At 62.0% G+C, this 14,177-nt stretch carries 14 protein-coding genes; 6 read left to right on the forward strand and 8 right to left on the reverse strand.

The annotated features are described in order from the left end of the window. Positions 1-6: 6 nt before the first annotated feature. From aroA to glmU, 3 genes are read left to right on the forward strand one after another with little or no spacing between them, the layout of a single operon-like run. On the forward strand, positions 7-1,332 hold the full coding sequence (aroA, locus tag FZZ85_RS03780; RefSeq protein ID WP_226412365.1) for a 3-phosphoshikimate 1-carboxyvinyltransferase: 1,326 nt from the start codon (positions 7-9) through the stop codon (positions 1,330-1,332). Next, positions 1,313-2,230: a tRNA (5-methylaminomethyl-2-thiouridine)(34)-methyltransferase MnmD gene (locus FZZ85_RS03785; protein ID WP_226412367.1), complete on the forward strand. Its 918-nt coding sequence runs from the start codon at positions 1,313-1,315 to the stop codon at positions 2,228-2,230. Before aroA ends, FZZ85_RS03785 begins: the two co-directional genes overlap by 20 nt. Positions 2,231-2,266: 36 nt before the next feature. After that, positions 2,267-3,619 (forward strand): bifunctional UDP-N-acetylglucosamine diphosphorylase/glucosamine-1-phosphate N-acetyltransferase GlmU, encoded by a 1,353-nt coding sequence (glmU, locus tag FZZ85_RS03790; protein ID WP_226412369.1) that lies wholly within the window; start codon positions 2,267-2,269, stop codon positions 3,617-3,619. Positions 3,620-3,629: 10 nt separating this feature from the next. Here the strand turns inward: glmU and murF are convergent, their stop codons facing one another. The 7 genes from murF to menD form a co-directional block, all read right to left on the reverse strand. After that, complete coding sequence (murF, locus tag FZZ85_RS03795; protein WP_226412371.1) at positions 3,630-5,009, reverse strand: UDP-N-acetylmuramoyl-tripeptide--D-alanyl-D-alanine ligase; 1,380 nt, start codon at positions 5,007-5,009, stop codon at positions 3,630-3,632. Continuing rightward, positions 5,006-5,725 carry a hypothetical protein gene (locus tag FZZ85_RS03800; protein WP_226412373.1) on the reverse strand — a complete coding sequence of 240 codons (720 nt, stop codon included), beginning with the start codon at positions 5,723-5,725 and terminating at the stop codon, positions 5,006-5,008. The genes murF and FZZ85_RS03800 overlap by 4 nt, the downstream gene beginning before the upstream one ends. 59 nt (positions 5,726-5,784) lie before the next feature. After that, positions 5,785-7,320, reverse strand: a complete 1,536-nt coding sequence (glgA, locus tag FZZ85_RS03805) for a glycogen synthase GlgA (RefSeq protein ID WP_226412375.1) — start codon at positions 7,318-7,320, stop codon at positions 5,785-5,787. A 55-nt stretch (positions 7,321-7,375) separates the two neighbouring features. Continuing rightward, a complete protein-coding gene (locus tag FZZ85_RS12030; protein WP_255615962.1) occupies positions 7,376-7,558 on the reverse strand; it encodes a L,D-transpeptidase in 183 nt (60 codons plus the stop codon). A gap of 31 nt (positions 7,559-7,589) precedes the next feature. Further along, positions 7,590-7,814 carry a L,D-transpeptidase gene (locus tag FZZ85_RS12035; RefSeq protein ID WP_255615963.1) on the reverse strand — a complete coding sequence of 75 codons (225 nt, stop codon included), beginning with the start codon at positions 7,812-7,814 and terminating at the stop codon, positions 7,590-7,592. Positions 7,815-7,889: 75 nt separating this feature from the next. Then, positions 7,890-8,759, reverse strand: a complete 870-nt coding sequence (gene menB / locus FZZ85_RS03815) for a 1,4-dihydroxy-2-naphthoyl-CoA synthase (protein WP_226412377.1) — start codon at positions 8,757-8,759, stop codon at positions 7,890-7,892. Between the two features lie 5 nt (positions 8,760-8,764). Next, entirely contained in the window at positions 8,765-10,450 is a 1,686-nt protein-coding gene (gene menD, locus FZZ85_RS03820; RefSeq protein ID WP_226412379.1) for a 2-succinyl-5-enolpyruvyl-6-hydroxy-3-cyclohexene-1-carboxylic-acid synthase, read from the reverse strand. Positions 10,451-10,507: 57 nt separating this feature from the next. Here menD and lepB point away from each other — a divergent pair, with 57 nt between their 5' ends. Both lepB and FZZ85_RS03830 read left to right on the forward strand, forming a co-directional pair. After that, positions 10,508-11,098: a signal peptidase I gene (lepB, locus tag FZZ85_RS03825; RefSeq protein WP_226412381.1), complete on the forward strand. Its 591-nt coding sequence runs from the start codon at positions 10,508-10,510 to the stop codon at positions 11,096-11,098. A gap of 48 nt (positions 11,099-11,146) precedes the next feature. Beyond that, entirely contained in the window at positions 11,147-11,500 is a 354-nt protein-coding gene (locus tag FZZ85_RS03830; protein WP_115023423.1) for a DUF760 domain-containing protein, read from the forward strand. Here the strand turns inward: FZZ85_RS03830 and FZZ85_RS03835 are convergent. After that, positions 11,490-12,683, reverse strand: coding sequence for a DUF4336 domain-containing protein (locus FZZ85_RS03835; RefSeq protein ID WP_226412383.1), 1,194 nt, complete (start codon positions 12,681-12,683; stop codon positions 11,490-11,492). The two genes, FZZ85_RS03830 and FZZ85_RS03835, sit on opposite strands and share 11 nt — an antisense overlap. A gap of 1,247 nt (positions 12,684-13,930) precedes the next feature. Here FZZ85_RS03835 and FZZ85_RS03840 point away from each other — a divergent pair. Then, entirely contained in the window at positions 13,931-14,176 is a 246-nt protein-coding gene (locus tag FZZ85_RS03840; protein ID WP_226412385.1) for a hypothetical protein, read from the forward strand. Position 14,177 lies beyond the last annotated feature (1 nt).

Raw genomic sequence — 14,177 nt, forward strand, 5'->3', positions numbered from 1 at the left:
GCGACCTTGATCGGCACAGGCCAATCCGACGACCCCCGTGAGCTCAAGGCCGGAGGCAGCCTCCATGGACGGGTAAAGGTTCCGGGAGATAAATCGATCTCGCACCGATCACTGCTGTTTGGCGCCGTCGCGGAGGGCACGACGACGATTGACGGCCTGCTCCCCGCTGAAGACCCCCTGAGCACGGCCGCCTGCCTGCGGGCCATGGGCGTCAGCATCAGCCCAATCACCGACGGCGGCATCGTCACCATTGAGGGCGTGGGTCTGGATGGATTACAGGAGCCAGCAGAAGTGCTCGACTGCGGCAACTCCGGCACCACGATGCGATTGATGATGGGCCTGCTGGCGGGCCGCGACGGTCGCCATTTCGTGCTGGATGGCGATGCGTCCCTGCGCCGCCGCCCCATGCTTCGGGTGGGTCAACCGTTGGCCTCGATGGGAGCAGATGTGCGCGGCCGTGATGGAGGCAACCTGGCACCGCTGGCAGTGCAAGGGCGTCAGCTGAAAGGAACGGTGATCGGCACGCCCGTGGCCAGTGCTCAGGTGAAATCGGCACTGCTGCTGGCTGCGCTCACGGCCGAGAGCCCGACCACAGTGATCGAACCAGCCCAGTCCCGCGATCACAGCGAGCGGATGCTCAAGGCGTTCGGCGCCGATATCAGAGTGGGAGGTGAAATGGGACGGCACATCAGCGTGCGTCCCGGCGCCACCCTGAATGGCCAGAACGTAGTGGTCCCTGGCGACATCAGCTCAGCGGCCTTCTGGCTTGTGGCTGGAGCCCTGATTCCAGGCGCCGATCTCACCATCGAAAACGTGGGGCTGAACCCAACACGCACCGGGATCCTGGAGGTGTTGGAACAGATGGGTGCCCAGATCGACGTGCTCAACCCCCGCGATGTTGCGGGTGAACCGGTAGGCGATCTCCGGGTGACCCACGGCCCCTTGAAACCCTTCCATTTCGGCGAGGAGATCATGCCCCGCCTCGTGGATGAAGTGCCGATCCTCAGCGTTGCCGCCTGTTTCTGCGAGGGCGAAAGTCGGATCAGTGGAGCGTCTGAACTGCGGGTGAAGGAAACCGATCGGCTGGCGGTGATGGCCCGTCAGCTCAAGGCCATGGGGGCCAATATTGATGAACATGAGGACGGCATGATCATCCGTGGCGGTCGTCCACTCAAGGGAGCTGTGCTGGACAGCGAAACAGATCACCGGGTGGCGATGAGCCTCGGCGTCGCAGCCATGCTCGCCGACGGCCACTCCAGCCTGGCGAGAAGCGAAGCCGCAGCCGTGTCGTACCCCTCGTTCTGGGACGAACTTGAACGGCTCCGCTGCTGAGCTCGGCGCGCTCCGCGTCTACCCGACGGCGGATGGCAGCTTCAGCCTGCACAGCGATCACTTCGGGGAGGCCTTTCACAACTCGGCGGGGGCCCTGAATGAGGCCCGGGCCAAGTTCGTCCAACCCGCGGAGCTGCAGCGCTTCAGCAGCGGATCTGAATTAAGGATCCTGGATGTGTGCCTGGGGCTCGGTTACAACACGGCCGCCGTCATGGAGGCCTTGCCGTCGGCTGGGCCGCAGGTGCAGTGGTGGGGGCTTGAGCTGGACCGCCGCCCCTTGGAACAAGCCTTGGAACAGGCAAGCTTCCAATGCCTCTGGTCAGCCCCTGTGCTGGCGAAGCTTCAAGCCATCCGCGACCACGGCGGCTGGCAGGAGCACAACAGCCAAGGGATCCAGCTCTGGGGAGACGCCCGATTGATGCTCCAACAGATTCCTGAGCCCGTTCGCTTCGATCTGATTCTGTTGGATGCCTTCTCGCCCAGGCGCTGCCCGGAACTATGGAGCGAGGAATTCCTGGGAGCGCTGGCGCAATGCCTGGCGCCGCTGGGACGGTTGCTGACCTACAGCCGTTCCGCTGCAGTGCGCGCCAGCCTGAAACGAGCGGGCTTGAACCTGTTTTCACTGCTGCCAGCCCCGGGCGAACGGGTGGGGTGGAGCAGCGGCACGTTGGCCACACCCGCAGACGCCGGCTGTCCTCTTGAAGGCCCCGGTTGGCAGCCCCTCTCGGCCATGGAATGGGAACACCTGCAGACGCGAGCGGCTGTGCCGTTTCGCGATCCCCGGGGCAACGCCACGGCTGAAGTCATCCGTGAGCGCCGCCGCCTTGAACAGGAGCATTGCGGGCAGGAACCCACCAATGCCTGGCAAAGGCGCTGGCGGAGGGACAGTCCGTACTGAGCCCGGTAGATTCCGCCCGTCTTCCCCTCGCTCCGCATGCTCGCCGTAGCCGTTCTGGCCGCTGGAAAAGGCACCCGCATGAAGAGCGCACTTCCGAAAGTGCTCCAACCCCTGGCGGGAGCAACCCTGGTGGAACGGGTGCTCGCCAGTGCCGGCAACCTGCAACCGGAACGGCGGCTGTTGATCGTGGGTCATCAGGCGGAACGGGTGGAGCAGCAGCTGGCTCCGCTCGGAGGCCTGGAATTTGTTCTGCAGCAGCCCCAGAACGGCACGGGCCATGCCGTGCAACAGCTGATCCCGTCGCTGCAGGGCTTTGAAGGCGAACTGCTCGTGCTCAACGGTGATGTACCGCTGCTGAGGGGGGAAACGGTCGAAGCGTTGGTGCAACAGCACCGGGCCAGCGCTGCCGATGTCACCCTGCTGACAGCACGGCTCGCAGATCCCTCCGGTTACGGGCGTGTGTTCGCCGATGTCGACGGCCAGGTGAGCAGCATCATTGAGCATCGCGATTGCACCGACGAGCAACTCAGCAACAACCTCACCAACGCCGGGATCTACTGCTTCAACTGGACGGCCCTGGCCAACGTTCTGCCGAAGCTCAGCACCGACAACGATCAGGGAGAGCTTTATCTCACCGACACGGTGGCGATGCTGGCCAAGGCCATGCACCTGGAGGTGCCCGATGCCGATGAGGTGAACGGCATCAACAATCGGCGGCAACTGGCCCAGTGCGAAGCCCTATTGCAGCGGAGATTGCGCCACCACTGGATGGATGAAGGGGTCACCTTCATTGATCCCGACAGTTGCACCTTGAGCGAAGGCAGCAGCTTCGGCCGTGATGTGGTGGTCGAACCGCAAACCCATTTTCGTGGCCGCTGCGTGATTGGCGACAACTGCCGAATCGGCCCCGGCAGCCTGATCGAGGACGCATCTCTAGGGGCCAATGTCAGTGCGGTTCACTCCGTGGTGCGTGAGGCCAAGGTGGGCAACGACGTTGCCATCGGTCCCTTTGCGCACCTCCGGCCGGCCGCAGACATCGGCGACGGCTGCCGCATCGGCAACTTTGTTGAGGTGAAGAAAAGCCAGCTGGGGTCTGGCACCAAGGTGAACCACCTCAGCTACATCGGCGACGCCCAACTCGGGGAAAAAGTCAACGTGGGGGCCGGAACAATCACCGCCAATTACGACGGGGTGAACAAGCACCGCACCGTGATCGGTAGCAACAGCAAAACGGGTGCCAATTCCGTGCTGGTTGCCCCAATCAACATCGGCGAACGCGCCACGATTGGTGCCGGGTCAACGATCACCAAGAATGTGGCCGATGGCGCCCTGGCGATCGGTCGCGCCCGTCAGATCAGCAAGGGCGGATGGGCAGAACGAAAGGTTTAATGCAGCCTTTTTAAGGGCATGGCAACAGCGGTATCAACCGTTCCAGAGCGACACCACGGCTGGCCTTGAGCAGCACAACATCGCCTGACTCCAGCCATGCTGCCAAGGGCGCTGCGGCGTCTTCTGGATTTGACACCAGCTGCAAGTGGGGCAGGGATGACGCCACTTCAGCCATCGCCTTGCCCTCCGCACCACCATCCACCAGCACCAGGCCATCCAGGCCGAGCTGCACTGCGCGGGCGGCGATCTGTTGATGCAGCTCCAGGCTGCGATCCCCGAGCTCCAACATCGTGCCCAGCACGGCAAAACGTCGCCCCGGTTGCGCAGCCAGCAGTTCAAGAGCCGCCAACACTGCCTCGGGGGAGGCGTTATAGGTCTCATCGAGGAGCGTCAAACCACCCTGCTGCAGGCGGCGGTTGCGTCCGCCCGGCACCGTCACCTGCATGCCTCGTAACGCCTTACGAGACACGCCCAATTGATCAGCGACAGCAACGGCCAAGAGCAGATTGCGGGCGTTATGGCGCCCCTCCAACTGAAGCGGGAGACGATCCGCATCGATCAGCAACTGGTCGCCCTTGATTTCACCTACTAGATCAGCTCCGATCAGATCACTACCCATCAGATCGGATTCGGCCTCGGGATCGTCAGCCAGGCGCACGCGCAGCACGCGGCCGGACCAGACCGCCGCCAACGCCGACTCCAGCAAGGGATCACCGGCGGGAATCACCACAGTTCCCTTGGCTTGCAGCCCAGCAGTGATCTCACATTTGGCCGCTGCAATCGCCTCACGGCTGCCGAGGCGGCCAATGTGGGCCATTCCGATGTTGGTAATCACCACCAGATCAGGCTCGGTGCAGCGGGAGAGACGCTCGATCTCCCCAGGCCCCCGCATGCCCATCTCGATCACCAGGGCCGCATCAGCTGCGGTGGCGCCCAGCACGGTGAGGGGAACTCCGACGTCGTTGTTGTTGTTGCCTTCGCTGGCCTGAATCTCTCCCAGCGGAGCCAATACCGCTCGAATCAACTCCCGTGTTGTGGTTTTGCCGGCAGAGCCCGTCACCGCCACCAGAGGCTTGCCCAGGGCACGGCGATGCAGCAAGGCCAGCTGTTGATAGGCCAGCAGTGTGTCGTCCACCCGCCAATGCAGCAGGTCCGGCGGTAGCTGTTCAGCCCAGCTGCAGCTCGCAACAGCAGCCTGGACCTTGTATTCAGGCAATTGGTCGAGGAAGTGATGACCATCGAAGCGCTCGCCCACCAGGGGAACAAAAAAATCACCTGGCTGAAGCTTGCGGCTGTCGGTGCACACCCGTCCCACAAGGGCATCGGATTCAAACCTGCCGCCCTGGGGGGTTCCCCAGACATCGATGAGCTGACGCAGCGTCAGGGTCATCCCACCAACCCGAGGTCAAACAGGATCATGCCGCCGCCAACCCGAGCTGACCGCCCCAGCAGATCGCCCTGTCCATTGATCAACTGAAGACTGGCGTAATCCAGCTCGAACGCCGCCTGAAGCCAACGGGAGGCAAGGGCCTGGCGCTGATCGAGCTGCAACTGCTCCCAAACGTCAACAGACAACTCCAACAGCAAGCGGTCCTGCTCCGGAACGGGCTTGACTGAACGGAGCAGTCCGTCGGGGACTGCGGTGTCCTGAAACAGAGAAAAGAGAGGATCGAAACTGAGTTGGGGTTGGAGGGGCTCCTCCAGATCCAATGGCTCCAAGTCCGGCTCAGCATTTACAGCTGCCGGCATGGGTGATGGATCCTCCGCCAGGGGCTGTAGTGCATGGATCAGCTCCGGCACGGGAAGGTCAAGGGGAGAAGTCCGCTGCACTTCGACCAGTTCATTAGGCGGGGCAGGGCTGGCATGGTCCTGCCAGAATCGAACCCCAGCCAGCGGCAGCAGGAGCAGCAACACCAGCAAAAGCGGCCAGAAGCTGGGGGCCAGATCCCGGGGCCAGAAGCCTGGAAACGAAAGCTCGCCCTCACGATTGCGGCGCCAAAGTTCCTGGCCCCTGAGCCGAACATCAGCAGCCATCGCCTGCAGGTTGCGGCCGAACTCCTGCCAAGGGCTGACGTAGGGAGCCGGAAGATTGCCCGATGGCTCCACTCTCTGAGACTCTGATCGAGCCTCAGTGGGGGAGTCGGATCGGGCGGGCTCGCTCAAACTCAACTGGATCGACGACCGAAGAGACGATTCAGGGGATTCCGACTGGCGGAGTTCACCTCAGCAGGAACCCTGGCCTCTTCAGTCTGCCCCTCGGAACGAGAGGGATCAGCAGCCTGACCTTGAGAGAATTGTTCTACCAGGGCAGCATCAGGCGTGGGTTCCTTGATGCCGCAAACGTCCTTGTACATGAGGTCGTAATCGACCGCAGAACGATCCCAGCTGTAGTCCTGATTCATGCCGCGTTTCTGCAGCTCGACCCAGCTGTCACGGTGGCGGAAGGCTTCCCAAGCCCGCACCAGGGATGTGTAGAAGTCGACCGGCTCAAACCGATCGAAGCAGAACCCAGTGCCGCTGTTGGCAGCGGGGATGTGGGGCGGAACCGTGTCGACGAGCCCGCCAACCTTGCGAACCACAGGAACTGAGCCGTAACGCATGGCATAAAGCTGGCTGATGCCACAGGGCTCAAACCGGCTCGGCATTAGGAAGGCATCGCTGCCGCCGTAGATCAACCGCGACAGCTCATCGTCGTAGGTGAGGAAGACAGCGCATTTGCCTGGATGACGCGATGCGAGTTGCCAGAGTCCGGATTCCAGGCCACGGTCCCCGGTTCCCAGCACAACGATCTGGGTATCGGTGTAAGCCAACAGGCGATCAGCAACCTGAAGCAGCAGATCGACTCCCTTCTGGTCGACCAGGCGACTCACCATACCCAGAACGAAGGCGTCCTCCCGCACCTCCAGGCCCATCCGCTCCTGAAGAACCTTCTTGCAAACCGCCTTGCCGGAGAGATTTTCGGAGCTGAAGTTCGCCGGCAGGGAGCGATCGGTGGCTGGATCCCAAGCATCCAGATCGATGCCGTTGAGGATGCCGCGCAGCTTGCCCGAGACGAAGTTGAGCAGACCCTCCAGCTTTTCGCCGTATTCCGCCGTGCGGATCTCCTGGGCGTAAGTGGGCGACACCGCATTGACGCGGTCGGCATACAGCAGCGCGGCGGCCATGGTGTGATCCCCCTGCATGTACCAGGGGCACCAGGTCATCCGGTCGAGCTTCCAGCGCCATGGGCCCTGGTACTTGAGGTTGTGGATGGTGAACACCGTGCTGATGTCAGGGTCCTGATGCATCCAGACCGGAATCATTCCGGTGTGCCAATCGTGGCAGTGCAGCACCTGGGGCTTCCAAACGTTCCAAGAGAACTCGGCAGCAGCACTGGCGAAGAAGGTGAAGCGCCAGTCCTCGTCTTCACCGCCGTAGATGCGCTCCGGATCAAACACCGGGTGACCCACCAGGTAGATCGTCATCCCATTAGTGGGGTGCTTCGTTTCGTAGACAGCGAATTCGTTGCCCATCGTCTGGGCCCGCCAGATCGGCTCAGCCGGCACGTTGAGGCGGCTCCAGAGCTTGGCGTAGCCCGGCATGATCAGGCGCACGTCGTGGCCGAGCTTGCCCAATGCTGGCGGCAAAGAGCCAACAACATCGCCCATCCCTCCAACCTTGATCATCGGGGCGCATTCCGCAGCAGCGAAGAGGATGCGCATGTCTCAGATCGGCGTTGGCGCAGCGACTTTAAGGGGAATTTTTGAATCTGCTCCGTCAGGGGAGAACCGTCACCTGAGTTCCAAGCGACACCTGGCGATACAAGGCACTCACATCTTCGTTGTAAAGCCGCACGCAGCCATGGGAGACGGCCCGTCCCACCGTCCAGCGGTGGGGGCTGCCAAAGAACCCTGTGCTGGTGCATCCCTTGCGTGATCCAAGCCTCGCCGTCATGGGCATCACGGCCGAGGGAGTAGCGATGGAAGGCGATTCAGTGAAAACCCAAGGGATTCTCGGGCCCTTGTTCCTCCACCCGCTCGCCACTCACCGGGTGCACCCACACAGGATTGGGGATCTTCTGCAGCACTTCAAAGCGTTCGGTGGGGGTCTTCCAGCCGGGCATGCCGATGGCCACCGGAAAGGCGCTGCGCAGCTCGCCTTTGTCGAGCAGAAACACACGGCGACGGCCACGCAGATCCTGAGGCAGTGAGGCCAAGCCTGCCAATGGAATCCGCAGCCGCCGCCTGCATCAGGGCCAGCGGTTCCGGCGGAGGAAGAGGCAGCGCGTCCGTCAGGGTAACCAGCCTGTCTCGGAAAAATCTGGTGATCGCTTCTCGAGGAAGGCATTGCGCCCTTCCAAGGCTTCTTCAGTTCGATAAAAGAGATGGGTGGCATTACCGGCCAATTCCTGCAGCCCGGCGAGACCATCGGTTTCGGCATTGAATGCGGCCTTGAGGCAACGGATGGCCGTAGGGCTGTGCTGCATCACCTCCCGGGCCCAACGCACCCCCTCCGCCTCCAACTGCTCCAACGGCACAACGGCATTAACGAGCCCCATCTCCAAAGCCTCCCCGGCGCCATAACGGCGGCAAAGAAACCAGATTTCACGTGCCTTGCGCTGGCCAACCACCCGCGCCAGGTAGCCCGCACCAAAGCCGCCATCAAAACTGCCGACCTTGGGTCCTGTCTGGCCAAACACGGCGTTGTCTGCGGCGAGGCTGAGGTCGCAGAGCAGATGCAGCACCTGGCCGCCGCCCATGGCGTAGCCCGCCACCAGAGCGATCACCACCTTGGGCAGGCTGCGGATAATTCGCTGCAGATCCAGAACGTTAAGGCGCGGCAGGCCGTCCTCGCCGATGTAACCACCGTCCCCACGCACACTCTGATCACCACCGGAACAGAAGGCATAGCCGCCATCAGGGGCCGGCCCAACGCCCGTGAACAGCACCACACCGATGTCACGGTCATCCCGGATGCGCGTAAAGGCATCACACAGCTCCATCACCGTCTGCGGGCGGAAGGCATTGCGCTTGGCGGGGCGGTTGATGGCCACGCGAGCCAGGCCGTCCGCGCAACGGTCCACAAGGATGTCCTGGTAGCTGCCCCACGAGGCCCATTGCGCGCTTGGCGCACCAGGGAGCACCTGACGCATGTCACTCATCGGACTCAGAGCTCAGTGCATTCATTCTGAGCAGAGGCGCGCAGCTGCTGACGCAGGTCGGCATCACGACCGCGGTCGCTGCACAACCGCAACAACACCGGCCGTTGCTGCGACAAGCCCCAGGCCAAGGCCTCCTGCAGATCGTCTAAACAGGCCACCTGGCGTCCAGGCACACCATGGGCCGCCGCCAGGGCCAGGGGATCCACCTGCTGGGGCATGGCAAAGAGCGATTCGAAGCCCGCTGTGGCAATGGGCAACTGCTGAAAAATGCCGCCGCCGCCGTTGTCGATCAGCAGCACCAGCAGTGGTGGAGGTGCTGCAGCTGACGACGCATGCAGCCAACCGTTGCTGTCGTGCAAGAGCGCAAGATCACCGGTCACCAAGGCCAACGGACCGAGATTCGCCGCCAGACCCATACCGAGAGACAAGGTTCCGTCAATGCCCGAGGCCCCGCGGAAGCTGAAGCAACGGTGGCGGCCACAGGCGGGGCCGCCCCAGGTCAACCAGTCGCGCACCGGCGAACTGGCAGCCAGCATCACCGGCAAATGCTCCGGCAGGAGCTGGGGAAGCCAGTAGGCCAGAGCTGGCTCGTTGACGGCGCCATTCAGTGGCAGCTGGGTTTCGAGCCAAGGTGACAGGTCGTTGCTCGCTGCTGATGGCTTGCTCAGCTGCTCCACGCCAGGCTGTTGAGCGATCCAGGCGGCCATGCCTCCCGACCATTGGCAGGCCGTCTGCAGCGGATCCAGCGGCCTTGAATCCCCTTCGGTGATCAACAGTTGGAGCCCTTGATGCCGCTGAAGCCAAGCCTCCAGCCGCCGGCTGGCGGGCATCGGCCCAAGCCGCAACACCTGAGCATCGTCAGGCAGGTTCAGCCGATCCAGTTGCAGCTCCCAGTGCTCGATTCTGTTGGGGCAATCGGGAGCAAGTGCGGCGAGGGGATCCGCCAGCACGGGCCAACCGCTGAGGTTCAACCAGCGTTGCAGCGCCTGTTGATAAGACTCCACCGCGGGCGAAAGTCCACGCCAAGGGCCAGCAATTACCACCCCCGGGCGCTCTGGATCGAGGTAAGGCACAGGCCCAATCTCGGGCGAAGGCTGAGGGCAAGCCGTGGGCGGGAGCGCACCCGAAACCAGCTGTTGCTGCTGATCGAGAGTGGTGTGCAGCGGCTCCTCGAAGGGCAGGTTGAGCTGTACCGGTCCCGGCGGCCCAATACCTGCACCCTGGGCTTGCTGCCAGGCCTGAACCACCAGGGTGTTGAGTGCGTCGTTTGCCTGCGTGTGGACGCCGTCTAACGCTCCACTGCCGAACCAGCGGCAGGCCGAAAGCAGAAAGGCTTCCTGATTCACGGTCTGGTTGGCGCCGCAGTTTTTGAGCCGGGTGGGTCGATCTGCCGTGAGCAGCAGTAAGGGCTGACAGGAGCGGTCCGCCTCCACCGCGGCGGGAAGGAGGTTGGCCACCGCGGTGCCGGAGGTGGTGACCACCGCCACGGCACGTCCATGGGCGGTCGCCATACCGAGGGCCAGAAAAGCTGCCGACCGCTCGTCGATGGCCGTGACCAACTGCAGCTTCGCCTGGGATGCCAGCACTCCCGCCGCTGTTGCCAGAGGGCCGGAACGGCTGCCAGGGCAAAGCACCAGCTGCTTCAGCCCTTGGCGGCACAGAGCCTCAAGCAAGGTGAGGGCGGCCTGCAAATTGGCGCGAGCGATGGACAGTGCAGCAGGTCAGTCTGGTGTGATCTTCGGTCAACGATGACCCAACCCACTACACCCGCTCCGGAAGAGGACAGCAGGGGCTTCTGGCGCAATCTGATTCTCTGGGCCCTGCTGGCGCTGCTGCTGCGCTGGTTGGTGGTGGAGCCGCGCTGGATTCCCTCCGGCTCGATGCTGCCCACCCTGCAGCTGCAGGACCGCATCCTGGTGGAGAAGGTGAGGCCCCGTCTGGCCCGCAGCCGCCACGGCCATCTGCACCTAGGCGATGTGGTGGTGTTCGCCCCGCCCGAACAACTCGTGGCCGCTGGCTACGACGCATCCGCTGCGCTGATCAAGCGGGTGGTGGGACTGCCTGGCGATCAGCTGGACGTGCACGACGGCAGGCTGTTCCGAAATGGCGAACCGGCTGCAGACCCCTGGTTGGCGGAACCGATCAACTACGCCATGGCCCCGATCACCGTGCCGGAGGATCAGCTGTGGGTAATGGGGGACAACCGCAATGCCAGCCTCGATTCCCACCTCTGGGGATCACTACCAGAAAACAATGTGCTGGGCACGGCGGTCTGGCGGTATTGGCCGTTGCAGAGGTTCGGTCCGTTACGGATCACCGACGGCAGCGATGGCGGTTGATTCGAGTGCCTGCGTTAGGGTCAAGTCCGTGATGAACATCACAGGCGAATGTTTAACCCCGAGTTTTTGACAACTGATAGCAGTGACGGTCAAGCGGGGAACAGCCTGATCCAGTACCTGCAGGAGCAGTCACCAGACACTCTTCAGCGGGTCGCCAAATCAGCAAGCAACGACATTCAAGACATCATTCGCCACAACGTTCAGGGTCTGCTGGGGATGCTTCCCGGCGAGCACTTTGAAGTGAAGGTGACAGCCAACCGCGACAACCTCGCCAACATGCTTGCCTCGGCAATGATGACTGGCTACTTTCTGCGCCAGATGGAACAGCGAAAGGAACTCGAGGAAACCCTGTTCGCTGACGAACAAATGGCAATCGAGCCGGAAGACGAACTCAAGCTTTGATCACGGGTTGATCAGGAACAACACCGAGATCCAGCAAACGCTGATCAATTGATCCAAGAAACTCCCAGTTCTCTGAACTGGGAGCCCAATCGCGTTGTTGCAATGACGCGAGCAGTTGTTGCACAGTTTCGGGCGTAAATGTGATCGGCGCGCTGTAGTGGGCCGGTACCAGCCAGCGCAGCTCAGCCAGGCCACTCAACGCGTGCAGCCAACTCAACAGAGCCTCCTGGGCTCTTGGCAACACCAACCGCTCAAGCACCGGGGCCACCTGCAGCCTGGGCGCTTCTTCCCCGATCAAGCCATCGGCTGCCGCCTGCCAACCGGGCTTCCAACGGAAGGGGTAGAGACCGAAGTGAGCCTTGAGGGAGCGGAGCCCGGGCTTAAACGCATCCCGCAGCAACTCCGGCAGCGCGGGCACCTCCAGTGGTTCCGGCCTCAGGTAGGAGGCAAACAGCACCAGCCGGGCCCAGCCGCGGCGGCGGGCTTCCGCTGAATCGCTGAGCGGCTCATCTCCGCGTTCGCGGGCATGGAACAACAACGGCGTTGGATCGAGGTCGAACAAGGCCGGAGGATCAGCACTAATGCCCACCAGGGCATCGGTCACCAACAGAGCGCCTGACGGGCGATGGAAACAGGAGACCTCCTGGAAGCGGCCCACGCCAAGGTCAAGCGGTCCAAGGGAGAACCAGTTACAAACATCGCCATGGGGGACACCATCGTCGAACAACACCTTGGTGCGCCGTGCCGGAACACCCAGCCAAGCCAGGGGCAACTGCACCGGGAAACTCCACTGGCCCGGACACACCCAGATGTCCGCATCCGGGAAGGCGCGTGCCAGGGGACCCAGGGGAAGCTTGTGCTCCAAACCAGATGCGGTGGGCAGCACGATCGAGCGCACCGGACCGTGCTGTGGTTCCAACTCGGCAATGGCTTGGCGAACCTCACCGGTGGGCGGAAGAGGGTTCACCAACATCAAGCCACCGGGCACCTTGGCCACGGTGAGTCGCACCGGCACGGCCACGTAATACACCCCCTGCAGCTGCTCAAGGCTCCAGAGCTGGCCAGGGATCAGCTCACTGAACAGCGTGCGGCGGCGGCCATAGGGATATAGCGGCAGCAGCGGCCAGAAACCCCAGCGCTGATCCCCAGGATTCACACCAGCTCCAGCCACCATGCTCCCCATCAATGCAGTGATTCTGCAGAGGAATGGATAAGGCCAGGGGCAAACCACCCACTCCGGCGCGGAACAGCACCACTCGCCACGCCGGTTATCGCCTGCTCAGCACCAGCTCAAGCAGCACCTCAATAAAACTATTCAGAGGCACGAAAACCGCCCGGACCATGGATCTCAAGGTCGCTTCGAAATCTCCAGGAGATCGAAGCAAGCAAAATAATCAACACCATCAACGCAAAACTGTTACTCAGTGGAGGGAGTGTTGAGACCATGTCCCTCCCTCAAATGGGGGGGAATGGCCAGTTCAGCTACGACTGGGTCGCCTTGAGTGGCTGTGTTTCGACGACAAATGCAACAAGCTCGATGCCTTTTCTTGTTCTTCCACCTTTGTGAGCTTTTTCACCAGATTCCAGGTGTCTTGCGCAGACATTTCCCCATCTCGCTCCCATTTGATGCTCGACAATTCGGCAGGAGACATCAAAGGAAAAACCTGGCAGTTCAGTTTAAGGAAGCTGGTATCTATGTGGCCGTTGCAACCAAGCGATGTCACTAAAGACAATCGGAATATGGTTTACCGAACACAACATCTTGCGATAAGGCAATAAAAAAGCCTCAGCCGCGCGGGCTGAAGCCAGGTGATGGGGAACAAACGAAACATACCGGCCCTGCATCCACAATCAAGGGCTTTAGACACCACATCTGGTGGCCGCCACAGCCTTGCGCGGACAGTTGACACCATTGACCACCAGCTGCAAAACCGAAAAGGTCATTGCGAACCGAACCAGGAGCAACAGGTGCCAAGACGGATTGTCAACAATGCCAGAACGCCAAGTGCCGCAGCCACAAACGACAGTCCTATCAGTTGCTGACGGCGTTTCTCACTCCTGGCCTCGACCGATTGGCTGGCGTTCAACGAAAAAATTCAGACTGCTTAACTTACGCGTTTTCTGTAGCTTGCGCTACCAAGGCTGGAGCGGTGCCAGAAATTCGGCGGCTGCGTGCACTTAGTTGCGTGCGCGCCCTGAGATGACGGTGGCGGAGACAGGGCCTTGCGTACAGATCGGCGCTGTTTTTCCACGACCGTGGGTAGGGCCAGCTGCGTTTGACTGCAGGCGAATTGGTTGTTCTGCAACACCACCAGGCGTGGAGCCACATGGCGGTCATGCCACAAATCAAACCAGTCATGGCTGCATGATGAAACCCATCGGGGCGGCGTCAAGCGCAGGCCAGCAACCTAAGCAGCGCTGCATGAATGAGTGATAAGGCCAGTTGCCAAGTGCCCTTGGGCCGATGCAGAACGGGTGCAGCGGATCAACAACATGGCCAAGCGTCGCTTTCTCGAAAAGCAACCGCTCACCGAAGCGGAAGGACTGACCACCCTGATCATGATGGGGGTGGGGCTCACACTGGGTGGCATCAGCGTGACGATATTGATGGCGCTGAATGCCTCAGCCGCAGGGTCCTGGCAGGGACTCTGGCTCTCAGGCCAACTGAATTTCTGAG

It is taken from the genome of Synechococcus sp. MU1642 (assembly GCF_020514115.1).
GTDB lineage: Bacteria > Cyanobacteriota > Cyanobacteriia > PCC-6307 > Cyanobiaceae > Parasynechococcus.

Bases quoted from the DNA above. Each gene is read 5' to 3' on its own strand.
- FZZ85_RS03835 (WP_226412383.1), bottom strand. From the start codon at position 12,683: ATGGGGAGCATGGTGGCTGGAGCTGGTGTGAATCCTGGGGATCAGCGC.
- glmU (WP_226412369.1), top strand. From the start codon at position 2,267: ATGCTCGCCGTAGCCGTTCTGGCCGCTGGAAAAGGCACCCGCATGAAG.
- FZZ85_RS12030 (WP_255615962.1), bottom strand. From the start codon at position 7,558: ATGCCCATGACGGCGAGGCTTGGATCACGCAAGGGATGCACCAGCACA.
- menB (WP_226412377.1), bottom strand. From the start codon at position 8,759: ATGAGTGACATGCGTCAGGTGCTCCCTGGTGCGCCAAGCGCGCAATGG.
- murF (WP_226412371.1), bottom strand. From the start codon at position 5,009: ATGACCCTGACGCTGCGTCAGCTCATCGATGTCTGGGGAACCCCCCAG.
- lepB (WP_226412381.1), top strand. From the start codon at position 10,508: ATGACCCAACCCACTACACCCGCTCCGGAAGAGGACAGCAGGGGCTTC.
- glgA (WP_226412375.1), bottom strand. From the start codon at position 7,320: ATGCGCATCCTCTTCGCTGCTGCGGAATGCGCCCCGATGATCAAGGTT.
- FZZ85_RS03830 (WP_115023423.1), top strand. From the start codon at position 11,147: ATGTTTAACCCCGAGTTTTTGACAACTGATAGCAGTGACGGTCAAGCG.